The sequence below is a fragment of the Ruminococcus sp. genome, assembly GCF_024684275.1.
Map to the genome: position 1 here is coordinate 1 of NZ_JAIKXF010000005.1, position 25,221 is coordinate 25,221.

The 25,221-nt window shown below is 47.8% G+C and carries 24 protein-coding genes and 1 tRNA gene; 13 read left to right on the plus strand and 12 right to left on the minus strand.

What is annotated here, in order from left to right; translation table 11 throughout:
- Positions 1–56: 56 nt before the first annotated feature.
- Positions 57–132: transfer RNA gene (locus K5677_RS00175), tRNA-Val, on the minus strand.
- A gap of 450 nt (positions 133–582) precedes the next feature.
- Between K5677_RS00175 and K5677_RS00180 the strand changes: the two genes are divergently transcribed.
- The 5 genes from K5677_RS00180 (at position 583) to K5677_RS00200 (ending at position 4,201) form a co-directional block, all read left to right on the plus strand.
- Complete coding sequence (locus K5677_RS00180) at positions 583–801, plus strand: DUF4236 domain-containing protein (protein ID WP_296723321.1); 219 nt, start codon at positions 583–585, stop codon at positions 799–801.
- Between the two features lie 9 nt (positions 802–810).
- Positions 811–1,581, plus strand: coding sequence for a TIGR00282 family metallophosphoesterase (locus tag K5677_RS00185; RefSeq protein ID WP_296723324.1), 771 nt, complete (start codon positions 811–813; stop codon positions 1,579–1,581).
- A 122-nt stretch (positions 1,582–1,703) separates the two neighbouring features.
- Positions 1,704–1,964 carry a stage V sporulation protein S gene (locus K5677_RS00190; RefSeq protein WP_296723327.1) on the plus strand — a complete coding sequence of 87 codons (261 nt, stop codon included), beginning with the start codon at positions 1,704–1,706 and terminating at the stop codon, positions 1,962–1,964.
- Between the two features lie 175 nt (positions 1,965–2,139).
- Positions 2,140–2,700, plus strand: coding sequence for an RNA polymerase sigma factor (locus tag K5677_RS00195; RefSeq protein WP_296723329.1), 561 nt, complete (start codon positions 2,140–2,142; stop codon positions 2,698–2,700).
- Positions 2,687–4,201 (plus strand): hypothetical protein, encoded by a 1,515-nt coding sequence (locus tag K5677_RS00200; protein WP_296723332.1) that lies wholly within the window; start codon positions 2,687–2,689, stop codon positions 4,199–4,201. Before K5677_RS00195 ends, K5677_RS00200 begins: the two co-directional genes overlap by 14 nt.
- Before the next feature lie 1,084 nt (positions 4,202–5,285).
- Here the strand turns inward: K5677_RS00200 and K5677_RS00205 are convergent.
- A complete protein-coding gene (locus tag K5677_RS00205; protein WP_296723334.1) occupies positions 5,286–5,501 on the minus strand; it encodes a hypothetical protein in 216 nt (71 codons plus the stop codon).
- Between the two features lie 152 nt (positions 5,502–5,653).
- Positions 5,654–7,156 carry a DNA methylase gene (locus K5677_RS00210; protein ID WP_296723335.1) on the minus strand — a complete coding sequence of 501 codons (1,503 nt, stop codon included), beginning with the start codon at positions 7,154–7,156 and terminating at the stop codon, positions 5,654–5,656.
- 421 nt (positions 7,157–7,577) lie between these two features.
- On the opposite strand from K5677_RS00210, the gene K5677_RS00215 reads away from it, so the two are divergent.
- Positions 7,578–9,191 carry a hypothetical protein gene (locus K5677_RS00215; RefSeq protein ID WP_296723338.1) on the plus strand — a complete coding sequence of 538 codons (1,614 nt, stop codon included), beginning with the start codon at positions 7,578–7,580 and terminating at the stop codon, positions 9,189–9,191.
- A 129-nt stretch (positions 9,192–9,320) separates the two neighbouring features.
- Here K5677_RS00215 and K5677_RS00220 read toward each other — a convergent pair whose 3' ends face one another.
- Genes K5677_RS00220 through rsmD form a run of 3 tightly spaced genes read right to left on the minus strand, consistent with a single transcriptional unit; the run spans position 9,321 to position 10,869 of the window.
- Positions 9,321–9,818, minus strand: coding sequence for a vacuolar-type H+-ATPase subunit H (locus K5677_RS00220; RefSeq protein ID WP_296723340.1), 498 nt, complete (start codon positions 9,816–9,818; stop codon positions 9,321–9,323).
- A gap of 5 nt (positions 9,819–9,823) precedes the next feature.
- The gene (coaD, locus tag K5677_RS00225) at positions 9,824–10,315 is read right to left on the minus strand and encodes a pantetheine-phosphate adenylyltransferase (protein ID WP_024861501.1); all 492 of its coding nucleotides are present in this window, start codon (positions 10,313–10,315) and stop codon (positions 9,824–9,826) included.
- Positions 10,312–10,869, minus strand: a complete 558-nt coding sequence (gene rsmD / locus K5677_RS00230) for a 16S rRNA (guanine(966)-N(2))-methyltransferase RsmD (protein ID WP_296723343.1) — start codon at positions 10,867–10,869, stop codon at positions 10,312–10,314. Before rsmD ends, coaD begins: the two co-directional genes overlap by 4 nt.
- Positions 10,870–11,290: 421 nt before the next feature.
- Between rsmD and K5677_RS00235 the strand changes: the two genes are divergently transcribed.
- From K5677_RS00235 to K5677_RS00265, 7 genes are all read left to right on the plus strand, one after another.
- Positions 11,291–11,674, plus strand: coding sequence for a GntR family transcriptional regulator (locus tag K5677_RS00235; RefSeq protein ID WP_173459385.1), 384 nt, complete (start codon positions 11,291–11,293; stop codon positions 11,672–11,674).
- Positions 11,667–12,545 (plus strand): ABC transporter ATP-binding protein, encoded by an 879-nt coding sequence (locus K5677_RS00240; RefSeq protein ID WP_296723348.1) that lies wholly within the window; start codon positions 11,667–11,669, stop codon positions 12,543–12,545. The genes K5677_RS00235 and K5677_RS00240 overlap by 8 nt, the downstream gene beginning before the upstream one ends.
- Positions 12,546–13,316, plus strand: a complete 771-nt coding sequence (locus K5677_RS00245) for an ABC-2 transporter permease (RefSeq protein WP_296723349.1) — start codon at positions 12,546–12,548, stop codon at positions 13,314–13,316.
- A complete protein-coding gene (locus tag K5677_RS00250) occupies positions 13,316–14,050 on the plus strand; it encodes an ABC-2 transporter permease (protein ID WP_296723351.1) in 735 nt (244 codons plus the stop codon). Before K5677_RS00245 ends, K5677_RS00250 begins: the two co-directional genes overlap by 1 nt.
- Complete coding sequence (locus K5677_RS00255) at positions 14,040–14,921, plus strand: type II CAAX endopeptidase family protein (RefSeq protein WP_296723352.1); 882 nt, start codon at positions 14,040–14,042, stop codon at positions 14,919–14,921. Before K5677_RS00250 ends, K5677_RS00255 begins: the two co-directional genes overlap by 11 nt.
- A 268-nt stretch (positions 14,922–15,189) precedes the next feature.
- Positions 15,190–15,549, plus strand: coding sequence for an Asp23/Gls24 family envelope stress response protein (locus K5677_RS00260; protein WP_296723354.1), 360 nt, complete (start codon positions 15,190–15,192; stop codon positions 15,547–15,549).
- A 31-nt stretch (positions 15,550–15,580) separates the two neighbouring features.
- Positions 15,581–17,236 (plus strand): DAK2 domain-containing protein, encoded by a 1,656-nt coding sequence (locus tag K5677_RS00265; RefSeq protein ID WP_296723357.1) that lies wholly within the window; start codon positions 15,581–15,583, stop codon positions 17,234–17,236.
- A gap of 390 nt (positions 17,237–17,626) precedes the next feature.
- On the opposite strand, the gene recG is transcribed toward K5677_RS00265, so the two are convergent.
- The 6 genes from recG to K5677_RS00295 all read right to left on the minus strand — a co-directional run bounded on the left by recG (position 17,627) and on the right by K5677_RS00295 (position 25,199).
- Entirely contained in the window at positions 17,627–19,663 is a 2,037-nt protein-coding gene (recG, locus tag K5677_RS00270; protein ID WP_296723359.1) for an ATP-dependent DNA helicase RecG, read from the minus strand.
- A gap of 12 nt (positions 19,664–19,675) precedes the next feature.
- Positions 19,676–20,890 carry a HAMP domain-containing sensor histidine kinase gene (locus K5677_RS00275; protein ID WP_296723360.1) on the minus strand — a complete coding sequence of 405 codons (1,215 nt, stop codon included), beginning with the start codon at positions 20,888–20,890 and terminating at the stop codon, positions 19,676–19,678.
- On the minus strand, positions 20,866–21,474 hold the full coding sequence (locus K5677_RS00280) for a response regulator transcription factor (RefSeq protein ID WP_296723362.1): 609 nt from the start codon (positions 21,472–21,474) through the stop codon (positions 20,866–20,868). Before K5677_RS00280 ends, K5677_RS00275 begins: the two co-directional genes overlap by 25 nt.
- 228 nt (positions 21,475–21,702) lie before the next feature.
- Positions 21,703–21,987, minus strand: a complete 285-nt coding sequence (locus tag K5677_RS00285; RefSeq protein ID WP_296723364.1) for a hypothetical protein — start codon at positions 21,985–21,987, stop codon at positions 21,703–21,705.
- Positions 21,988–22,035: 48 nt separating this feature from the next.
- Complete coding sequence (locus K5677_RS00290) at positions 22,036–23,571, minus strand: DUF4340 domain-containing protein (protein ID WP_296723365.1); 1,536 nt, start codon at positions 23,569–23,571, stop codon at positions 22,036–22,038.
- The gene (locus tag K5677_RS00295) at positions 23,568–25,199 is read right to left on the minus strand and encodes a Gldg family protein (protein ID WP_296723368.1); all 1,632 of its coding nucleotides are present in this window, start codon (positions 25,197–25,199) and stop codon (positions 23,568–23,570) included. The genes K5677_RS00290 and K5677_RS00295 overlap by 4 nt, the downstream gene beginning before the upstream one ends.
- Between the last annotated feature and the right edge of the window lie 22 nt (positions 25,200–25,221).

Consider the following 25,221-nt stretch of genomic DNA (forward strand, 5'->3'; position numbering starts at 1 on the left):
TGTCGACCTCCTGCGTGACAGGCAGGCGTTCTAACCAACTGAACTACGAGGCCATGTGGTGGGGACTACAGGGCTCGAACCTGTGACCCTCTGCTTGTAAGGCAGATGCTCTCCCAGCTGAGCTAAACCCCCACATCGCATAAGCTTTATTTTGTTCTGTCAGGCGTCTTGTCCCTGACGACGAAAATAATTATACCACGGTATTTCAGATTTGTCAAGCGTTTTTTGAAAAAAATTTCAGATTTTTTTAAATTTGTCGATTCAGGGCTATATTTCGCGAAAAATTTTTTCAAAAAATTAATATTCCGATTTATATTGATTAAAATGATTTTTTATGATATATTATATGTATAGTTTTAATGATTGACTGTCAATAAAGCCAATTTATTAAGGGAACGCCTTCACTTGCAAGGCGTTCCCTCTCAAAAAACAGTCCACTGGACTGTTTTTTGATTCACCCTTTGCGAAGCGCCTTCGTTTCTTTGGGCTCTGCCCAAACCCGCCAGAGGAACACAGTCCCTTTGGAATCCCTTTCATGGGTGAAGCGGCTTTTTGATAATTACAAAGATTCGGAGGAAAGATATGGGATTTCATTTCAGAAAAAGCTTCAAAATAGGCAAACTGTTCCGCTTCAACAAGACCAAAAAGGGCGGCAGCATCTCCGTTGAGGGACCAAAGATAGCAGGCAAAAAGGTCAGACTCACGGTAAACAACAAGAAAAAGGCTACCGTAAGCCTACAGGGCACAGGCATCTCCTATGACACAAATCTCGGCGGCAGCAAAAAGCCTGCCAAGAAGTGAGAGCTGCCCATGAAAAGACTTCTTTTTATCGGTGACGTCGTAGGCAGAGCAGGCTGTGAATTTCTCGCAGACAAGCTCAGCGGCATAAAACGTGAAAACAACATAGATATAACCATAGTGAACGGCGAAAACTCCGCGCAGGGCAACGGCATCACCCGAGGCTCGGCAGAGGCTATTATACACGCAGGAGCCGACATCATAACCACGGGTAACCACGCTTTCCGCCGCAAGGAAGCCCTCGAGCTCTTTGATGAGGACTACATCGTCCGCCCTGCAAACTATCCCGAGGGCGGCTGCGTAGGCAGCGGCGTCCGTATCCTCGATATGGGAGCATATTCCATAGCCGTCATAAATCTTATGGGCACAGTCTATATGGACCCCCTCGACAACCCCTTCACTAAGATAGACGAGCTGCTGAAAAATATCGACACTCCCAATATCTTCCTCGACTTCCACGCAGAGGCGACCTCTGAGAAAAAAGCTATGGGGCACTACCTCACAGGAAGGATAAGCGGAATGTTCGGAACTCACACTCACGTACAGACCGCCGACGAATGTATCCTCGGCGAGCATACCGCTTATATAACCGATGTAGGCATGGTCGGTCCCGAGCTCTCATGCCTCGGAGTAGACACAGAATCCGCAGTAAATCGCCTTAGATTCAGGATGCCCGTGAAATTTCAGGAGGCAGAGGGCGCTTCCTTCCTTTGTGGAACAATAGTTGATTTTAATGAAAAGAATGGCAAATCGCACAAAATAAATAGAATAATTGTAAGATAATCCACAAAGTTTATAAAAACACTTGCTTTTTTGCTATTTATAAGTTATAATATATTTGTACAATAGCCTAAAGGCATTTGACATTAAACGTACAAATATTTATATCAGGAGGGTTATTTGTAATGGAAATTCTGAAAGTATCATCACATTCATCACCGAATTCTGTAGCCGGAGCTATTGCCGGTGTGATCAGAGAACAGAGGGCTGTTGAAGTTCAGGCAGTCGGCGCCGGTGCAGCAAATCAGGCAGTTAAAGCGATCGCTATCGCAAGAGGTTATCTTGCTCCTATCGGCATAGACCTTATCTGTATCCCTGCATTTGCAAATATCCAGATCGACGGTGAAGAAAGAACTGCAATCAAGCTCATCTGTGAACAGAGATAATCGGTAATGACACAAACCATCGGGCGGACAGTTTGTCCGCCTTTTTTTATTCCGTCTGTCAGCATATAAGCTAAATAAAAAAATTTTCTCACATTTTATAAATCAACTGAGAGTTTCCGCATTCTCAAACGTCTAATAAATGAGAGCGGAAAAATCCTTCAGAAAGGAGGCGCTCATGGACAAAGACAAGGGTGAATTATATTATCGCCGCTATCTCGAGGGCGACGATACAGCCTTAGTCGATATGATCTGCGATTACAAGGACGGTCTTATCCTTTTCCTCTGCGGCATTACAGGCAGCTACAGTCTTGCCGAGGAGTATATGGAGGACACGTTTTTCAAGATCGCAGCTAAAAAGCCGAGATTCTCCGGAAAAAGCTCCTTCAAGACATGGCTTTTCACTATTGCGCGCAATGTCACTGTGGACGGTATGCGCAAGCTGTCCCGTTTCTCCGACAAGCCCGTCGAGGAATACGACAATATGACCGATGAGCGCAGCATTGAAAAGGAATATCTCAGAGAGGAACAGAAGATCTCCCTTCACAGGGCTATGGAAGCCCTTAATCCCGACTACAGGCAGGTGCTCTACCTTACCTATTTTGAGGAGCTAAGCAATACTGAGGCAGCAAGGGTAATGAAAAAAAGCTGCCGTCAGATAGAAAATCTCCTGTACAGAGCCAAACAGGCGCTGAGATCAAAGCTTGAAAAGGAGGGCTTTGAGTATGAAAGACTATAAAGACGTTGCTCGTAGTGTTTTTCGGCGCAGGGACGAATACTTAAAAGAAAAGAAGCGCAAAAGAGAAGTATTTATGAAGCGCTCAGCTGTAGCCCTCAGCTGCTGCCTTATGATGCTTGTCGGCTTCAATATCTGGCGCACAGACTCGCTCAAAACCATTGCTCCTTCTCCTGACAAATCTCAGTTCAACGTTACCGAAGCAAACACCACTTCTCCGCCGACCACGGACAAAAACGGAAACACAGGCATTCCTGTGACCACAACGGTCACAGCCACCGCTCCTGACGGCAATAACGCCGTACAACACAACACCATAACTACAGCAGTATCGGACGATACCGCTCCTGCTGTCACAACTACACGTACAAAGAGCGGCAGCAGCGCTGTTGACGTTCCGCTCCCAACGACATACTCGTTTATGGAGGTAACAGCCGTCCGCCGTACAACTGCGGTAACTACCGCTGCAGGCAGAACGACCACCACCACACAGCACAAAGGCGCGGAAAGCAGCAAAACTACCGCAAGAACTACGTCTACCGCTCCCCGTACCGCCAGAACGACCACATTGACCACAGTTCAGCCGGACATTCGGACATCACGTACTACCACCGCTGCATATACCACCACAGGCTATAACACCAGCACAACGGTGTATTATACGACCGGTGCCGTTTATTCCACTACCATTACCTATGCCACAAGCGCTGTCTATTCTACCTCCCATATCTACACTACCTCAGCAGTCTTTTCCACAACTAAAATCGCTGCCAACACTACCTCAAAAATTACCGACTATCCTTCCCCTGTTGCCACCGAAACACTCACAACAACTACCACAGCAGCAACGACCATAACCACAACGGGGCTCACAGGCTTCCACTATAGCGGCAAGTACTACAAAACCACAGGCATAAGAGTGAACAAAGACCAGCTTGGCGAATATATCGGCAGTGAATTTGACGAAAACACAGGGGACATATTCTACATCTACAAATACGGCAGTCTTGCTCCCGATTTCATGTGCGCCGCTGTCATATACGGACAGAATACAGGCTATATCGGCGTAAACGAAACATGGCAGCCCGAAACTCTCGGTGACCTGCTCGATGGCACAAATGCACATGGTACTATGCGCCCTGCTTCGTTGTATGACAGCAGCGAAAAGAGGTCCTACATTTTCTCAGACTCAAAAGCCGCTCTTGACCTTATGGAAGACTACCGTGACAAGAAATTGCAGATAGAAGGCTTGTCCACCGGAGCTCAGAATCATATAGCGGCAAAAGAAGGCACCGAACCGCCCGAGCTCGACCTCAGCAGCAAGCGCGGCACTATACAGGTGCTGACATCAGGTCTCGCCGACGACGGTCATTATCTGCATTATGGCTTTATCCACATAACACGCGACGGAAAGCTGGAATTCGACCTGTTATATCTGAAATACACCGCAGATATAGGTGCAGAAAACGCAGCCGAGCTCATGAAAAGACTCAAAACAATATAAAACCGCCCGTACTGTCATATATTTTTGGCAGTACGGGCTAATTTTATGGTAAAAAGCCTACCTCTATTGTGCAGAGTAACATTATTTCCCTCATTTTGTCCACCAAATATTTATTTTATAGGTTGTTATCAATTCACATTTTATTTATAATAAAAATATAGCAATAAGAGATTGCTATTCGGGATATTTGAATTTGGAGTGATAAAATTGAATAATGCTTATCGGGATAGACTCCGAAGCAGTTGTACGGGAATTATTGCTCCTAAGCCTGCCAAGAGAATATCCTTATCTTACCCTCTAAGCAGAAAGTGTGGGAAAGAACAGCACCTGAAGTCTGTTGCCCCTCCCAAAATAACAGCTTTCGATACACGGCGCTGTTTTTTCCGCATCTTCTCTGACGGTACGGGATATATAGCTTTAAGCGGCAGGCCACCTGCAAACGGACCGCTCAGAGGTCCGTCATGATACGCTTACCCTGATCGAAGCTTCACGCCCGCTTCTCTGCACCGAGAGCGGAAAGGCTTCACTTAAAAAACGACGAGGCACAGGTCTATGGCACAAAGGAAGAGCGGTCCCTCTCCCGCTCTCCTTTGTCCTCGCCGGATAATGAGCGGAAAAAGTTACAGACATTATAAACAGAAGCTGCTCTCACAGCTTCACATATAAAGCGGCAGAAGCTCTCTCAGGCTCTCCGCATAAATACTTCCTCTCAAGCCAACAAGCCCGCAGGCGGGGAGACTCTGCACTATACTCCCCTGTCCTGCATTCGGGTTTGCTGTTTCCGCCGATTCTGATCGGATAGCTCAGAACAGGCGGCCTTTACAGTATCACGCAGAGATCGTTAAACAAAAAGAACCTTTACAAAGACTATAGGCGGTCTTTGTGATATATTGTTGTTAATTCCTTTTTTGCTATCCTTCCATTTGTAAGAGGGCAAATCAGAACAGTCTTATCTCCATAGGCGGAGGTAGGGCTGTTGCTCTTTTTATAGGGATTTTTGCAAAACAGCGCGAACTGTGCGCCCCCAAACACACACAGCCTCCAACACGGGCGAACAATGTTCGTCCCTACAATTGCCTAACGGCTAACGGCTAATAACTGTACGCGCCCTCTGTTCCGAACTGCCGTCCCGCCCGTCCTTTTTGCCGTAACGCCATGACGCCTCGTCCAGAGCTTCCTCCAGTCCCGTAAGAGCCGCAAAGGACGCGAACTGGGCCGCACGGCTGTGTCTTGACATCTTTCCCCTTCTCTGCGAGACATGATGAGGCATATTGATAATATCGCTGTATTTATCAGACACGCTCAAGCCCTCCTCCTTTTGAACGGGATATCATTCAGCCAGTAACGGGCTGTCGAGGACGCCAGCCCCTACAAAACGTATATCACGTGAACTTCGGGCGGATAATATACGCCCCTACTTAGCTCTTAGTTCTTAGCTCTTAGTTCTGAAACCTACGCCCTGTGGCCGCCTATCTGCTGATTTCTCAGCACAGCCGTAGCTCCGTCGCAGAGATTAGCGCCGCGGAGGACTGCGTTCTTGCCGTAGCGCTCCTTCATTCTAAGCATAGCTGTCTGCAAGGCATTTTCACGCCGCAGGGCAGTTTCCTCCGCAATGCGTCTGCGTTCCGCCTCCTCAGGATCCGTAAAGAAGTCCAGCTGCCGCTGTTCATCGCAGAGCTGATCCGCAGGCACCACTCTGTTTGCGCAGATATTCAGCCTGCGAACCGTAAGCCTGCTGTCGGTGATACGGTCAAAGATCTCCACAGCCGCCTCAGTGATAAGCTTCGACGACGACACAGGCAAGTCAAGGTTTGCGGTACCGTGAGCATGAGCAGGCACAGCCCTGCCGTAGTGGTCAAGAACCACCTTTCCCTCATAGCTCCGCATAATATCGTCCCTGCGGAGATTCTCCGCATCATATCCGACCGTGATGGTTATCTGATCGGTGACGAGCCCTTTTCTCAGCAGGTCCATAGCCAGCATATCTGCCATTTCCCACGTAATCAGCCGCGCTGTTTCTGCGCTTGTAGGCTCTGTCAGCACCTGTCCCGAGCTCAGACTGCTGCTCTCGGGGCGATAAGCCTTTATATCCGCAATGGTACAGGGCTCCCAGCCCCAAGCATGGTCTATGAGAAGCTCCGCGTTGACGCCAAAAAGCTTATACAGCGCCCTTTCTCCGAACTCCGATACAGACATTCTTGCCACATCGCCCATTGTGAACATACCGTGGTGTTCGAGCCTGCTTGCATAGCCCCGTCCTATGCGCCAGAAATCCGTCAGCGGACGGTGATCCCACATAAGTCTGCGGTAGGACATTTCGTCAAGCTCAGCGATACGAACTCCGTCCTTATCGGGCGGCATACGCTTTGCCACAATATCCATAGCGATCTTGCACAGATAGAGATTCGTGCCTATCCCTGCGGTAGCGGTGATGCCCGTAGTTTTCAGCACATCCCGTATCATAGTCACAGCAAGCTCATGAGCCGTCATGCGGTAGGTACGCAGATATGGCGTAGCATCAATAAACACCTCATCGACAGAATATACGTGAATATCCTCCTGAGCCACATATTTCAGATATATCTGATATATCCTCGCGCTGTATTTTATATAGAGAGCCATTCTCGGCTCAGCCACGATATAGTCCAGCTCCAGCGCCCTGTCCGCCTCCAGCTCCTTAGAACTGCACGACTTTCCGCGGAACTGCCTGCGCGGAGCTTTGAACCGCCGTGCGGCATTAACGTCAGCCACCTGTGATACCACCTCAAAAAGCCTCGGACGTCCGCCCACTCCGCAGGCCTTCAGTGACGGAGTCACCGCAAGGCAAATAGTCTTTTCCGTGCGGCTGATGTCAGCCACCACAAGATTTGTATCAAGGGGATCAAGCCCCCGTTCAACACATTCCACGGAAGCATAGAATGATTTCAGGTCTATAGCGATATATGTCCTTTCCATTGTCTCACCTCTTATCAGAACGTCTGTTCTATAGATATTATATCACGTACATTTGTTCTTGTCAAGAGCCGAGAGAAAATATGTTCCTTTGTCCGCTGAGTAATACCCTTGTCTTCTGCCGCATAAAATTAAAACAACGGCGCTGTATCGCATAAAACACTGCTTTTCATTGTCAATAATTGACAAAAAGCCATATTTTTCCCCAAGCAATCACTTGCAGATAATTCATTGACAGTTTTGTGAATAAATGATATAATTTTAATATGGGACTATATGCGGACAAATTCGTAAAAACCCGCAAAATGACGCACGCAAGTTACATAAAAAGACATAAATAAGCGCTGTTCTCGGCGTATATCACCAAATAGATATTACAAGGTGTATAAGTCCTGTATCAAATTTCTAAGGGAGATGTGAAAACATGAATCAGGATTCTATTTCATTTGATCTTGGCTGTAACTTTGACTACAAGCTCTTCGATTTCGTAGACCAGTATGATAAGAAACACGCCATCACGAGCTTTTTCGGAAAGCTCAAGCACGACGGGCTTCCGGGCGGCCGTACTGCTTCAATTATTCCGGACTTCACTCTCGATGAGCTTGCTAAATACGTAAAGGAGTGTCAGAAGCGTGACATTACCTTCAACTACCTCATCAACCCGCTTTCAATGGATCAGAACGAGCTCGATCCTGTAATGGGCAAGAAGATCCGTGATTTTCTCCACACAATGTACGATATGGGTATCAAGGCATTTACTCTTAATTCCCCTATCCTTATCAAGTACGTAAAGAGAGAGTTCAAGGACGCATTCGTAACACTCGGTCTCTATGCTTACCCTACAACTATCCAGCACATTGAGTACTGGCGCAACTGGGGCGTTGACGAGATCACACTGGATCACGGCTTCAACAGAAGATTCGATCTTCTCAGACAGCTCCTCACACAGTACAAGGATACAGACCTTCACCTCCGTGTCATCGCTAACAATCTCTGCCTCAGAGAATGTCCTTTCCGTCTTGCACACGGCTGCTTCGTAGGTCACTCAGATCCTGAGAAGTTCTCTATGGACTACTCACTGGTAAACTGCGCATACAAGAAGGTAACACACCCTGCTGCTATCCTTACAGCTGAATTTATCCGTCCTGAGGACGTTCACTACTACAGAGAGCTTGCAGAGGAGACAGGCAACAAGCACTTCTCTATCAAGCTTATCGACAGAACAAGAACAACAGACTTCCTCCACAAGGTAGTAAAGGGCTACATGGAAGAGTCTTATGACGGAAACCTCCTCGACATCGTAAACTGGCCGCAGGCTAAGACAATCGCTACACGTCCTGATCAGGCTGGTCTCAAGGACGGCGCTCCTGCCGCTCCTGCTGCTGCACCTGCCGGTGCTCCTACAGGCGCTCCTATGGGCAGACCTGCCGGCGGTCCTCCTCCGTGGGTAATGGAAGGCAGACCTCCAAGACCGGGCGAAGCAGAGGAATGGGCAAAGGCAAACGGTATGTCCGCACCTCCTGCCGGTATGCCAATGGGCGCAGGTGCTCCTCCAATGGGTGCAGGTGCTCCTCCTATGGGTATGCCTGCCGGCGGTCCTCCTCCGTGGATAATGGAAGGCAGAGCTCCGAGACCCGGCGAGGCAGAAGAATGGGCAAAGGCAAACGGTATCACAGCACCTCCTGCCGGTATGCCTATGGGTGGTCCTCCGGTAGGCGCACCTAAGATGAGATGGATGGAATACCTCAAGCCTGAGGCTATGATGAATTACGGAAGAACAATGCACCTTCCTAAGCTATTTGTAGACAACAAGAAGCTTGACGGCTTCCTTGAGCACTTCATCAATAACAACAACTGCAGCAAATCACTCTGTGTAAACGACATTCTCGAAGAAGGTCAGACCGCTCCCAATGCTTGTGCACACTGCTCAACATGGGCTAAGAAGGTCATCTCCTACGACGAGGCTGAGGTCGCACAGTGGAAGCAGCTTTGTTCAGGTGTTCTCCAGAGCATCGAGGACGGCTCTATCTACAGATAAATTCTTTATTGTTCATACTAAAAAGCAGCACCGCATTTTGCGGTGCTGCTTTTATTTTTCGCTATTCATTCATGCGTTCAGAAATTCATCAAACTAAAAAAACGGTACTCACCGAGTACCGTTTTACTGTTACTGTATGCCGTTTTTCTTATCCGTTGGATTCATGCTGAGCCCTGCCGAAACAGTGCTGCTGAGCTTGCCCTTTACCACCTTAATGCTCTGGAGATTTCTTGAGTAATAATTCTCTGTATCGTTGAGCATTTTTGCAACAGAAGAAGCAGCGTTCTGCTGAAGGTTCTTAGCGGCTGTCTGAGCCTTTGTGAGCATATCGAGAGCCTTCTTCTTAGCCTCTGTAACGATAGCCTCTCTTGAAACTATCTGAGCTGCACGCTCCTCAGCCTTGCGGATAATGCTCTCAGCGTTGAGCTTAGCCTCGTTGAGGATACGCTGACAGTCAAATTCTATTTTCTTAGCCTCTTTAAGCTCGTGAGGCATATTCAGACGGACGTCATTTATGAGCTCTCTCATGCGCTCGCCGTCGATGACCTTTTTATGGGAAACAAAGGGAACTGAACCTGCCTTGTCAAGGAGCTCGTCCATTTCTTCTAAAATCTCATCAATGCTCATATCAATTACCTCTCCTTAATTAGTCTTTGTTTTATATCATCGAGTATTTCATTGGGGACGAAATGACTGATATCGCCTCCGAAATAAGCTATCTGCTTGACCAGACTTGAACTCAGATACATATTCTCGGTAGCAGTTGTAAGGAACACAGTCTCTGCCCCTGCATAAAGCTTTTTATTGGCAAGAGCCATCTGGAATTCGTATTCAAAGTCGCTGACAGCACGGAGTCCCTTTACTATAGCCACAGCCCCCACGTTTCTCACATAATCTGCAAGGAGCCCGTCGAGTATATCTATAACTACATTGTCAAGGTCTCTTGTGACCTGCTCTATCATCAGCATACGCTCCGTAGCCGTGAAGCTCGGCTGTGCCTTGCCTGCATTTCTGGATATAAGGACGATAACCTTATCAAAGAGCTTTGAGGCTCTTGTGATAATGTCCAGATGTCCCAAAGTAACAGGATCGAAGCTTCCTGGGCAAACGGCAACTCTTCTCATTCCTCAGCCACCTCCTCGGACGGTTTGCAGAATATCGTAACATTGATCTTGCCGTAGCGATAGGTCTTTCTCAGCACCATACCCTCGGGAGCAGACGGCTCCTCTGCCTCACACTCATACTCACAGATTATCATGCCTCCGTCGCGGAGCTTTTTAGCCGCAAATGGGAGTATATTTGCGATATGGCTGTATCTGTAGGGCGGATCGAGGATAATGATGTCAAAGGTCTGAGCGGTGAGCTTGATATAATCATAGCTGTCGCGGTTAATTACCTCTGACTGACGTTCAAAGCCTGTATTGCGCAGGTTTTCATTTACACATCTTATAGAGCGCAGCGAGTTGTCGATAAAAACAGCATGGTCTGCGCCTCTGCTGAGGGCTTCGATGCCCATCTGACCGCTTCCTGCGAAAAGGTCGAGGACTCTTGCTCCCTCAAGCTCAAACTGAACGGCTGAAAAGATGCCTTCCTTAACCTTGTCGGCGGTAGGTCTTACGTCCATACCCTCGGGTGCGACAAGCTTGCGGCCTCTTGCAATGCCTGTGATAACTCTCATGTTTTAGTGCTCCGAAGCCGCAGTGATACTGCGGTTTCCGCATTTACGGTATACGGATACCGAGATACTTACATTATATTATATAATATTTTCGTGTACTTGTCTATATCATTTTTCAAAAATAGGCGATTTTGACTAAAAAAGCCTGTTTTCATTTGTGTATCATAGACACATATTCAAAATTAACGGCTTTGCCGTTGATTTTGAATAGTTGAGAATTGAGAGTTGAAAATTATAAGAGGGGCGTCTGCGGCGATATTATTTAAATAGTGTGAGCGCAGCGAACACATAAACTCTCAACTCTTAACTCTAAACTCTAAACTTTTGAAAAAATGCTCTGCATTTTTTCAAAAACCCCTTGACAAGTGTATATACAAATGCTATAATGTGTATAACGTATATATACATTATGAGGTGGACTATGGATATTATTATCAGCAACTCATCAGGTGAGCCCATTTATTCTCAGATATCCTCTCAGATAAAGGGACTTATCCTCAATGGTACGCTGAAAGCAGGGGACGCTCTGCCTTCTATGCGTACTCTCGCACAGCAGCTCCGCATAAGCGTTATCACTACAAAACGCGCCTATGAGGACTTAGAGCGTGACGGTTTCATCGAGTCATACACAGGAAAGGGCAGCTTTGTCAAAGGGCAGAATACCGAGCTTCTCCGCGAGGAGTATCTCCGCCAGACAGAAGCCCTTCTCACACAGGTCTGCGATAAGGCAAGACAGTGCGAGCTGAGCCTAGATGAGCTGAAGGAAATGCTCGAACTTATTTACGGAGGGGCAGAAAATGAATGATTATGAAAACGCTATAGAAATAAAAGACCTTACCAAGAGATACGACGGATTTACTCTCGACAAGGTCAGCTTCAACGTGCCAAAGGGCAGTATCATGGGATTTATCGGTCAGAACGGCGCAGGCAAGACTACTACTATAAACGCCATTCTCAACATCGTCAAAAAGGACGAGGGCGAGATCAAGCTTCTCGGACTTGACCACGAAAAGGACGAATACGACGCTAAAAAGCAGATAGCCGCTGTATTCGACGAGCTCCCCTTTGACGACAGACTCAACGCTATATCTATCGACAAGGTACTCCGCGAGATATTCGAGGAGTGGAACAGCGAGACCTTCTTCAATTATCTTGACAGATTCTCACTGCCGAGAAAGAAGAAGTTCGGCAAGTTCTCAAAGGGAATGAAAATGAAGCTCCAGATAGCTTCCGCACTTTCCCACAATGCAAAGCTTCTCATCATGGACGAGGCTACAACAGGTCTTGATCCTGTCGTAAGAAACGAAATACTCGACATTTTCCTCGAATATTTGCAGAATGAGGACCACTCTATCCTTATGTCCTCACATATAACCTCTGACCTCGACAAGGTCGCAGACAGCGTTACCTTTATCGACAAGGGAAAGGTGCTCATAAGCGGCTACAAGGACGATATACTCTACAGTCACGGCATACTCAAATGCACTAAGGATGACTACAAGGACATTGCTCCCGAGGATATTGTCAGCGCCCGTCTCAATGACTTCGGCGCTGAGGTAATGGTAACTGACAAGGCTGAATGCAGCCGCAAATACTCTGGTGCGGTCATAGATCCCGCAACTCTTGAGGATATAATGCTGTTCTATGTAAACCGCAGCAAAAAGGAGTGGAGATGAATGAAAGGTCTTATCTATCGTGAATTCTATCTCAGCCGCAAAACTGTGGTGTATATGCTTCTTGCCTATATTATCTTCGTGCTGATGATAACCATGATAATAATCAGCACCTATGCAGGAAATCTCGCTAAGAACAACGATAGCGCAGATACCCGCGATTATCTGTTATCGCAGATGTATCTCTATGCAGGTCTTATTGGCATGGCAGGCTGTACATACGGTCACAATGACCTCATCGAAAAGGACTATAAATCAAGGTGGCAGCTCTATTCCTATACTCTGCCTGTACCCGAAAAGAAGATAATGCAGTCAAAGCTGATACTCCGCGCAATACTTCTGGCTTTGGGATTTGTGCTGGCAGTTATTGCCGAGGTCATATTCTCGGCAACAGGAAAAGTACCTGTAAGCACTGAGCATATCAAGAATATACTGGTAATTCTGTTTGTTTACGGTTCTATGTGTATAATAGATATCCCCTATATGATAATAATGAAAACCCAGAACAGGGGCGTTGCTTTTGCGATGATACCTCTCGTAATTCTGACCGCAGCTGTCGGCTATGGTACATATAAATTCACAAAGTTCTGCTATGCAGAAGCAGCAAGGCTCTATCCCGATATGAAAGGCGATGCAGGCATGATGAAAGTGGCTATGCCCTATCTCACAAAATGGCGTGATAATTTCCTGTGGGCAGGTCCGTTCATTCTTATCGGAATTGTAATTATCACCTATTTCTGGGGAATCAAAGAGCTCAAAAGGAGGCGTTACTGATGACGGGACTTCTTTATAAGCTTATCAGAACTAACTGGGTGAAGATACTTCTCTTTTTCCTCGGTTCTATGCTTTATCCTTTCATGTTCGCCGTATTATTCCACGATCCCGAAATGAAAGATGACCTGACAAGCGGTATCAGCATAATGCTTTGGGCTTTTATGGCATTTATGGCTTTTCTTATCGGCGGAGTTTGTGAGGATTCCATATTCAACGACGACGAGCGCAAAAAATGGGCTTACTTTGTTGCTTCTACTCCCACAGGAATAAAGGGACAGATAGGCGCAAAATACCTGTTTACAATGTGCTATTCAATGCTGACGGTAACTGCGCTGATACTCTACTGCGGCTTTGCAAGAGACGGAAGCAGCGAGCTTGCTGACGGCTCTGTTATCTTCATCGGGTTATTCTATATACAGCTTACTATGCGTGCTATAGAGTTTCCCCTTATGGCGCGTTTCGGCAGCAAGATAGGCAAGTCCATGAAGATAATCATTGTCGGTATCGCTGCCTTTATCTTCTTCGCTTATATGCTTTTCGGCGATACATCAGCTTTTGCAGATATGGATACATTCTTTGACAGACTTCTTGCTGCACTGGCTGACGAGAACAAAGTAAAGCGCATGACTCTGTGGTTCAGCATTATAACTTTAGCGGTGATACCCATATATTATCTGTCCTACAGGCTTGCTGTAAAATGGTATCTGAAGGGAGTTGAGAGCTATGCCAAATAAGAAGAAAACTCTGCTCCGTATAGTTTTATATCTTGTGCTTACATACGTTCCCGTGTATATACTGGGCTTTGCTTTTTCCGACAAGGAAGGCAGTCTCACAAGCTTACTGGCAGCAAATACACTCATGCTATACCCTGCTATTGCTGTTATAATCACAAGGATAGTGACGAGAGAGGGCTTCCATAACTCTTTCCTCGGCTTCGGCAAAAGAAACAGCGGTAAATACTACGCGCTCGCTGTGCTATATCCTATAGCCCTGCCATATGTGAGTGCGCTGATACTTCATCTTTTCGTTGTGAAAAACGGCAGTATCACCGATAGTGCTGCCGCAAGTGACGGCACTATGGCTGTTGCTATGCTGCTTTTATCGATAGTATCAGGCTTCGCAACGGCGGTCCACGGCTTCGGCGAGGAATTGGGCTGGCGCGGCTATCTTACTCCCAAGCTTGAGGAGCTCATGCCTGCGCCTGCGGCTGTTATCGTTACGGGTATAATATGGGCTCTCTGGCACGGTCCTCTCCTTGCATACGGCTACAACTTCGGCAGGGATTACGACTTTTTCCCATACGGCGGCTTTATCGCCATGATAGTTATGTGCATTTTCTGGTCGGCTTTTCTCACCTTGCTCACAAAGCGGACAGGCTCCGTCTATCCTGCGGCTCTGTGCCATATGCTCATAGATACCGTTCTGACGACAAATCTCATGCCCTTTGCTGTAAAAGCAAGCGGCGAAGAATTTGAGCTCAGAACAAATGAGTTCTGGATGCTGATAATCTCGGTATTCCCCATGATAATCGCTGTGGGTACAGTCAGCATGGTGCTTATGTGGGGAAAGAAGTCATCGGGCGAGAATAAAAAAGTCCTTTCATAAATACGCCCAAAAGCTTGTTTTTTAAATGCAAACAGGTTGAATTTCAGAAAAATAATTTTTGATTTCGTATATCTGCACAAATCGGATACTCTGTATTTGTAGAATATCCACAGTGAAGCTCCTCTATGAGGGGCTTCATTTTTTTGCACTGATACCTTACAGCTGAAAATTCATATTTTGGGTATTGTAAATCAACGCAAACTGTGATATAATTATTTAGATAGCGGTCAATTACAGCACCGCATTTTTCAAAAAGGAGTGATGACTCATGGTAGGCTTTGAAAATCATATCGGACAGATCACTATTTCGGAAAATTATCTCACCGAACTCGTTAAACACGCTGTCTCTGACTGCGTCGGCATCGCAGATGTCAGCAATGTAAGCACATTCCGTTCTGCTGTTTCTGCTCTTACCGCAGGCAGGGCTTTCAGAAAGAACAAGGGCGTTCGTATCCGTGCTGACAAGGACGGCGGCCTTATCATTGACCTGCATATCAAAGTGACCTACGGTACTAACATCACTGCTGCCGTAAACAGCATTACCCATAAGGTCAGCTTCACTGTTGAGGAAGCTGCTGGTATAAACGTACATAAGGTCAACGTTTTCGTTGATGACCTGAACGCATAATGCGTTCCATACAGAATTGGAGGACTTTACTGTGATACACGGTTCTTTACTCAGAGATGCCATTATCTCAGCTGCTGTTACTATCGCAAACCGCAAGCGTGAGGTCGATGAGCTGAACGTATACCCCGTTCCCGACGGAGATACAGGTACTAATATGTCAATGACCATAGGCAATTCCGTTGCCGAGCTCAAGCGTCTTGACAATAAGGCTCCCGTATCTGAGGTGGCTTCAACGGCAGCTTCTGCATTTCTGAGAGGCGCAAGAGGCAACTCGGGCGTAATACTTTCACTTATATTCAGAGGCTTTTCAAAGGGGCTTGCAGGCTGCACAGAGGCAAGCTGCGAGAACTTCGCCGACGCTTTGCAGTTCGGTGTAGAGGCTGCTTACAAGGCTGTTATGAAGCCTGTTGAGGGTACTATCCTCACAGTCGTAAAGGCTGCTGCTGCAAAAGCTAAGGAGATCGCTATAGAAACAAACGACGAGGTCACCTTCTGGAAGGAGGTCTGCGCAGAGTCTGAGGCTACTCTTGAAAAGACCACGGAAATGCTGCCGCAGCTCAAAAAGGCAGGCGTCGTTGATGCAGGCGGAAAAGGTCTGTGTATCATTTTCAGAGCTATGACCGAGGTTTTCGACGGCGGCAAGATCGCAGTGCCTACAGATTCTCCTGCTGTACAGGAGAGTGCATCGGATTCATTCAGAACCGCTGTCAGCGAGTATGACGACGATATAAGATTTACATACTGCACTGAGTTCATGCTGGAAAAGGAAGAAAACTGCCCCGATGTGTTCAAGCTCCGCGCTTATCTGGAAACTATCGGCGACTGCGTTGTTGTAGTTGACGACGAGAAGATAATCAAGGTACACGTTCATACTGATAACCCGGGTAAGGCTATTACAAAGGGACTGGAATTCGGCCATTTCATCAATGATCCCCGTCCGAAAATAGAGAATATGCGTATTCAGCACGAAAATAAGGTCAAGGACGCTAAGGCTGCTCAGGAGGGACTTACTCCCGCAGAGCCTGAAAAGGAATTCGGCTTTGTTGCTGTTGCAGCAGGTCACGGTCTTGAGGCTATGTTCACAGACCTCGGCGCTGACGTTGTTGTTAAGGGCGGTCAGACCATGAACCCCTCTACCGACGATATTCTCCGCGCTATTATGAAAACTCCTGCAAATACAGTTTTTGTGCTTCCCAATAATAAGAACATCATCATGGCGGCTGAACAGGCTGTGAAGCTCACCGACCGAAAGGTATGCGTACTCCAGACAAGGACTATACCTCAGGGTATTGCGGCTATGCTGGCTTTTGACGAAAGCAGCAGCCTCTCTGAGAACCGTATCGCTATGACTAAGGCTTTCGAGAAGGTTTCGACAGGTCTTGTTACCTTTGCCGCAAGGAACTCGGAATTTGAAGGACATCAGATAAAGGAGGGCGAGATACTTGCTCTCGACAACGGCAAGCTCTCTTTCACCGAGCGCGATATAAACAAGGCTACATATAAGCTTGTAAAGAAGCTGGCAAAGGGCGATGTAAGCTATGTTACCCTTATCCACGGCACAGATGTGCCCGAGGAGGACGCTGAGGAGCTCCAGAAGTTCATTCAGTCAAAGCTCAGCGACAAGATAGAGGTCATGCTTGTAAACGGCGGTCAGCCTGTGTACTACTATATCATTTCTGTTGAGTAAGTCTTGACAAGACGGATATAACGTGGTATAATGTATATAACCACAAAGGATATTGTGTGCATTGTTACACAAAAGCGAATCCCCGAGAGCTGCAACTCTCGGGGATTCTTTTTGGGCTATTTGTCGGCTTTCTTGCTGCCTAACCACTTGCTCACATAGTCACCAGCTATGCGAGCCGCAACAGCTATTACAAAGGATATTATGTATTGCATTGTATACACCTCCTTCCTGACGGAAGAAGCCGACACCTTATTATAACCATATTTTCTCAAAAGCGACAAGACGTGCTGCAAGAATAAGCTAAATGCAAAACCTGCGGACTGCCGAAGGCAGCCCATAAAAAACGGATATTTCAAAAAATTCGGGCGCACACTGTGCGCCCCTACAAATCTATCCGATTATATCCTTGCTGAACAGACGCATTACGTCCATTTTCAGCGCTTTATTCTGCGGCTTTTCAAGGAGCGGATCGTCGGCGAGGAGCTCCCTTGCACAGTTCTGGGCGCGGTTCATAAGCTCCATGTTGCAGGCGATGTCAGCTATTTTCAGCGGTGGAAGTCCGTGCTGGGCGCTACCGAAGAAATCTCCCGGACCGCGCATTTTCAGGTCCTCCTCGGATATTCTGAAGCCGTCTGTGGTGGAGGACATTATCTTCATTCGCTTTACGCAGTCCTCGGTTGTGTTGTCTGTTATGAGTATACAGCTGCTCTCAAAGCTGCCTCTGCCTACTCGTCCGCGGAGCTGATGAAGCTGGGAAAGTCCGAAGCGCTCGGCGTTCTCGATTACCATTACTGCGGCGTTGGGGACATCAACTCCTACCTCGACAACGGTGGTGCAGATAAGCACCTGTATCTCGCCGTCGCGGAATTTCTCCATGACCTTATCCTTTTCGGCGGCTCTCATCTTTCCGTGGAGCAGAGCTGTAGTATAGCCCTTCAAATCGCCCTTTGCGGCATTCTCTGCGTAGGTCTTGACCGCAAAGAGCTCACTTTCGCTCTCCTCTATCATGGGGCAGACCACATATGCCTGTCGTCCCTCGTCAAGGCGCTCCCTTACAAAGCCGAATGCACGGCTGCGGAGCTTGCCTGTTACGGCATAGGTCTTTACGGGCTTTCTGCCCTTCGGAAGCTGAGTTATCGCCGATATATCAAGGTCTCCGTAGATGATAAGGGCAAGGGTGCGCGGTATGGGAGTTGCGGACATGACAAGCTTGTGGGGAGCGTCGCCCTTTTCTGCAAGGGCTGCTCGCTGTGCTACGCCGAAGCGGTGCTGCTCGTCGGTGATTACAAGTCCGAGAGCCTTATACTCCACGTCCTTCTGGATAATGGCGTGTGTTCCCACGATGACGTCTATATTTCCTGCGGCTATGTCCTCGCGGACAGCCGCTTTTTTCTTTGCGGTCATTGAGCCTGTCAGCAGGCAGACCTTGACGCCGAAGGGCTCAAGGAAGTCGCTGAGGGTTCGGTAATGCTGTGCCGCAAGTATCTCCGTGGGAGCCATAAGTGCGGACTGTATGCCGTTCTTTGCCGTAAAATAGCAGGCTGCCGCAGCAACGGCGGTCTTGCCGCTTCCCACGTCGCCCTGCAAAAGACGGTTCATGGGGACGTCACGGCAGAGGTCGGAAACTATCTCGTCCACTGCTTTTTTCTGGTCGTCGGTAAGCTCAAAGGGCAGCCCCTCTGTGAAATCCTTAACGCTGACGGCTGAGTCCATTCTGTAGGCAGTATTATTCCGGCTTCGGGACTTCATCACTGACATACCGAGCTGGAGCTTTAACAGCTCGTCAAAGGCAAGTCTGCACCTTGCAGTCTCGGCGGCAAGCTCGCTCTCGGGGAAGTGGATATTCTCCAGCGACCACATAAGAGGAGCAAGGTCGTATTTCCGCAGTATCTCATGGGATAAGGTCTCGAAGGGCTCACTGCGCATTATTTCCAGTGCCTGCCGCATATTGGTACGCACCATTGTCACGGAAAGCCCCTGTGTAAGGTGGTATATGGGCTGTATCAGCACCTGCTCGGACGCCTTGATGTATATGGGTGAGCTTATTTCCTTGCGGAGGAAATTGCCCGACACCTTGCCGTACATATAGTAGGTCTCGCCCTCTTTCAGCGCCTGAAAATAGTAGACGTTATTGTAGACCACTATGAGTATATCATCAATGCCGTCTGAGGCGGCGGCTTTGCAGATGACAAGTCCGCCCTTTATGCGCTGGGGAGCCATTTTTCTGAATATGGTAAGCTTCAGTACATTATAGTCTCCGAGGACAGCCTGTGATACGGGGACATGGGTGCGGAAATCAAGGTAGTCCCTGGGAATATGATATATGAGCTCATAGGGCGTAGTTACGCCAAGCTTGCGGTACTTTTCGCCGCGCGCCTTTCCTACGCCCTTCAGATATTCTATTTCGCTGAAAAGTGTTGTCGGCATATTGTTCCCTCGTTACTTTATGAATACAAATTCAAATCTTGAGCCCCTGTCAGGCTCGGAATACACCAGTATATCGCCGCCGTGTGCGCGGACTATCCTCTGGGATATGGACATACCAAGTCCTGAGCTGTACATGGACGTGTCACAGGACCTTGACGAAAAACGCTCGAAAAGCCTCGGTATCTCCTCCTGCGGTATGCCTTTGCCGTTATCCGTGAGAACTATCTTTTTCATTACGGGATCGGCAATGACCTCAGCGGATATTTCAGTACAGCCTGAGTGGTCGGCTGAGTTTTTCAGTATGTTCTCAACAGCCTCGCACAGCCAGCTCTTGTCGCACTGCATGATGATATTCTCGGGAAGCGCCGTTTTTACGGTGATATTTTTCTTGCGGAGAAGGGGCGATATACGCTTTACGGCAAGCTGACATACTGCGGAGAGGTCGGTTTCCTGCATATCGTACTCGACAGCGTCGGCTTCAAGCTTTGCATACTTTATAGCCTCTATTACAAGGCGCTCCATGCCGTCAAGATTGAGCTGTATCTCGTCAGAGAGCTTTTCGCGGCGCTCCTCTGACAGGTCGCCAAGCTCCGTCAGCATATCGGTGTTAAGACGGACTACCGCAAGGGAGGTCTTTATCTGGTGAGAAAGGTCGGTGAGAAAAACGCGGAGATAGCGCTGCTCGCTGCTGAGGCTGAATTTTATGTTGTTGAGACTGTTGACCAGCGTTTCTACGGCGTCGGATATTCTGTGAACTGAGCCTAAGTCCTCACCGTAAAGATTTATGACCGCATTCTCGGAGCTGTCTGCGGCTTTTATACACTCAAGGCGTAGCGCCTCCAAATCACGGTATATAGCCATAAGCTCGTGGAGAGAAATAAAGTACCATATGGCAGATATAAGGTTGAGAAGTCCGGATATCGTGTAGAATATCAGCCTGCGGACGCGGCTGTAGCTTTTCATCATACGGGGAGTGATATTCCTGTCGATACTGTATTTTTTCAGCCGCTGCTCTCCTGCGGCTATGTGCTCGTCATCGGGAAAGTCGGTTATCTTTCCGCCGCCTGCAACCGAAAGCTCAGAGCGTATCTGCTCATTTACTATGGCGTCGGCGCACCTGCCCGATACAAAAAAGGCAATGCAGGCTGAGAGCATTATCAGAAAAAGAAATATAAGCAGCAGCTTTTTGGGAGCGCAGTTATTTATGAATCGGTCTGTTCTGTCCATTTATAGCCCATTCCTCTCTTGGTGACTATGCTGCCGCAGTTGTTCGCTTTGCTTAGCTTTTCGCGGAGTCGACTGATATTCACCGAAAGGGTATTGTCGTTTACAAATTCGCCCTTTGAGTCCCACAGATAGGCAAGTATCTGCTCACGGGTGAGGTAGCGTCCGCGATTGAGCATAAGGTAGCTCAGCAGCTTCTGCTCTAAGGCGGTGAGTTCTATTTCGGGGACCTCGGGTATGCGGCGGAGGTTTGCGCGGATACGTGAAAAGAGCTCGCGCAGGCGGAATGGCTTGGTGATGTAGTCGTCGCCGCCGCTGTCAAGTCCGCGGACGATGTCGGCTTCATCATCGCAGGAGGTCAGGAATATGACAGGAGTCTCCATAGTCCTGCGGAGCCGCCTGCAAAGGTCTACGCCGCTGCCGTCGGGCAGCATTACATCAAGTATCATCAGGTCAGCCTCGGGAGCTGCGGCTTCTGCCGCGGCGGCAGTACGTACAGCTGTGACGCTGTAGCCCTCGCTTTCAAGGGACAGCTTTATATTGGCGTTTAGTGTTTCGTCGTCCTCTACAAGAAGTATCTTATTCATAGTTTCACCCCATTGGCTGTTTATTAGTGTTGTTATAATTCTATCATATATTTTGCGAAAAATCAAGGCGGCGGAGTTATCAGTGATTAGTGCATAGTGTAGGGGCGAACAGTGTTCGCCCGAAAATAGCCGTTTATACCAACGGGCGCACAATGTGCGCCCCTACATATATATCGTTCATGGATCAATTCCAAATTAAAACAGCCGCCCGTGCGGGCGGCTGCTCTCTTAGCTTTTCAGTGCCTTTTCAAGCCATACATTTGCGAAATCAAGTGCTTCGTAAAGTCCGCACTCGCGCTCTGCATTCTTGACAAATGCCTTCAGGGGGTTGGGCTCGTTTGTGTCCATCTGAACTATCCTTACCTTTGAGGTGACCTGCTCGCCGTTTTCCTCCTTAGTTTCAAGGATCGTAATATATATAACATACGGATCCTGCATATATCCATAGTATATATCCTTGCCGTTCTTTACCAGCGGATAGCCCTTATAAGTGTTGAATCTCTCGCTCATCATAATACCTCCTTATATTCCTGTCATGCTTATGGCAAAAGCCTGAGGCTCTTACCATGTTGTGATGTAATCCTCTCCTGTGCTTATGCGCCTGATGTTCTCCTTGAGGGTGTCCACATAAGACTTTGTGCAGTAATACTTGCTCTTGCCGTCTATAACTATCAGTGAACGCATGAACGTATCCTCATAGAAGTCGTACTTCATAGTCTTGCCCAGCTGCTCGTCCTTGATAGTTATAGATACCTCCGGCTCGCCCTCGGGTACGGGAGCGTCAAGTGCAAATTCCTCGCCGTTTGCGCTTACAAGGAATGAATAGAACAGTCTGTAGCGCTCTGCGTCGAACTCCTTACCGTCCTTTGTGACCTTGAAGTCCTCAGACTTGGGGCTCTCGGGAGGATTATCCTTGTCCTTCGGCTCTATGCTGAATTCTGCACTCTCACCGCCGCCGCTTATGCTGAGGTCGGTAATGTTCCATACGTATGAAGCTATGATCATTCTTGAGCATATATCGTTGGGAGTAACTGTCAGCCACTTTGCGCTGCTCTCTTCGATGATGTATATCACCTTTCCGCCCTCAAGCATACAATATGCGCACTTTTTTGCATTCTCATCAGCGAATACCTTGCTGAGAAGAAGCACATGGCTGTTTCCGTCGTCGCAGTCCATAGTGACCTTGCAGAACGGCTTGTCAAGCCCTGCCTCGGCAATATCTGCCTCTGTACAGTGGAGAGCCTGAATATCCGAGGCGTAAAGTCCGAACATTCCCGATATGACATCGGTAGCCTTTTCCACTGTGAGATAGCTTTCTGTAGGCTCTATGAGCTTGTGGGGCGACGAAGTGCCGCCTGCGTGGGCGTCTGCCTTATCTTTGTCATACTTGATGAAAATATCATAGTCGATGTCCTCACGCTCTATCCTGAGGCTTTCTACGTTTGGCATTTCATCTTCTGAGGGCTTTGCAAGAATGGTCTTTTCTATAAAATCCTTGCTGCTGTTTTTGTAGTTTGCGACAGTTGAGGTGTTTACCGTGTAAACGTCATTGCGTCCGTCATCTACCATTAAGTAGGTGATGTCGCTTGACGGAGCTGCATCGCCTACGAGGAACTTTACCTTAGTTCCTGATTCATAGGTGAGCTCTACCTCAGCTGACGGAGAAGCAAGTCCGTACTTGGCAAGGTCTGTGCAGCCCTCAGCCACAAGTGACTGAGCCTGCATACCGTTTGCGTTGTTTGCAAGAGTACCTACCATTGCGGTATTGACATCAAGGTCTGTATAGCCGTCAAGAGTATAGGTCGCTCCTGTATTTTTTTCCTTGTCGGGACCGCTCTTCATTATCACATTGAGCTCGCCGCTGCTGTTCTTTACAGCAACGCTCTTTACTGTGGCAGACTCGTCACTATCGCTGACAAGGACCGTTCCCTGTCCCCTTGCCTCTGTGGCAAGAAGCGCAGGCGCAGATGAAGAGCTGTCGCCGCCTTTGTGACCTTCTGTTTCGCTTGGGGTAAGCTTCATATAGGCGAATCCGCCGCCCAGCATAGCTGCAAGCACAGCGCTGAGCGCGATAATGCCCTTAGCTTGTTTTTTCATTTATTTCTTCTCCTTAACAGTACCATTACACCTATTGCAGCGATAATGAAAGGTATTACCCATACTACTATTATCTGAATAACCTTTGCCTGCTTGGTGGAAGGTGATATAGCTGAATACTGAAGCGACTTTTCAAGGATAACTGCGCCGCTTTTCTTGCCTGTCAGCTGATTCAGAGCGCTGATGATAACATTTGCGTTGTTATAGGTCGTATTCTTCAGTATTACGCTGCTTTCCAGCATATATGGGCTTCCCAGAACAAGAACGCTGCTGGTGTATACATTGAAGTCCTCAGATGTCTGCTTCTGTGAGAGCATTGCTGCTGTTCTTGCGCCCTCTTCGCCGACCTCTGCATTCTTGTCTGTGATGCTTACGGTATATGCTTCGTCATAGGAGCTGATAATGCTCTTTACGATGTTTCCGTTGTTCTTGGATAACTCTGTGAGTGCTCTTGTATACGGAGATACGATAGGAAGCTTGTCATTGGGGAGCTTGCCTACTGCCTCGGTGTCGCTTACCTTGAGCAGGATATTGGATTCGATGCCAACATTGTTTTGGGCATCACCCATTATCTCATTCTCGACCTTGATGTTCCAGTCTGCGAGGAATGCCTCGATATTAGGAAGATTGGTCTTTGAAACATCGGGAACATAGATAACGTTTCTGTCGTACTTTCCGCCGTTATAGAGGAAGTCGCTGAGCTTCTTGATAACGTCCTCGGAGAAGTCTACTGACGGAGCGAAAATAACTGCCATGTCGTAGTCCTCGGGCTTCAGCTCGTCTGAGGCAATGTCGATATCTGTGCAGTCATAGCCGTTCTTTGCAAGGAGCTCGTTTTCAAAGGTCTGTGCAGCAGAACCATAGGACTGTGCGTCAAACATCGAAGCACCGTTCATTGTTGCTGCAAAGGCTGTTCTTACGGGGTGAGCATCACATACATTGTTGATAGCTGATGTGATAGTGCTCTCGCCTGAGAACTTGAACTTGTACTCGCCTGTGGTCTGAGCTAAATACTGGTCGGGAGCTATCATATTCATAACATCTGTGCTGCTGATAACTCTTACTCTTTCGCCTGTGGCAACGATAATGCTGCCGCGCTCAATATCGCCGTTGTAGTACTTCTTGTACTTATTGATGATGTCGGGATCAACGTCCATATCAACGTATTTTACGTTAATGCTGCCCTTGCCCTGCTTTGCGTATACGGAATACTTGTCAAGGAGCTCCGGAATAAGCTCAAATGGCACCTCATAGCCTGTCTGACCGCGCCAGTAGCTCGAAAGTGCATCGAAATAATCTCTCTTTGCAGTAACTGTTATATCAACGTCCTTTTCGATATTCTTAACTGCATCGACAGACTCTGCGCTGAGCTCGTATCTGTCATCGGGAGTAAGGTCTATCTTGATAGGTGAACGCTTTCCGATAACAGTCACCATGATATTCATAACTACCACGATAGCTACGACGAGGGCTATGGCAATGTAGAACATAGAGCCGTACTTCAGCTTCTTTCTGAAGCCTGAGGCAGGTTTTTCCTCCTTCTCAGTCTTCTCCTCTATGGTCACAAGCTCATCGGGAGCCTTGCTGTTTGTCAGGTCTTTATTCTTGTCTAATTCTTTTTTACTCATCTGTATCAAAACCTTCCTTTCT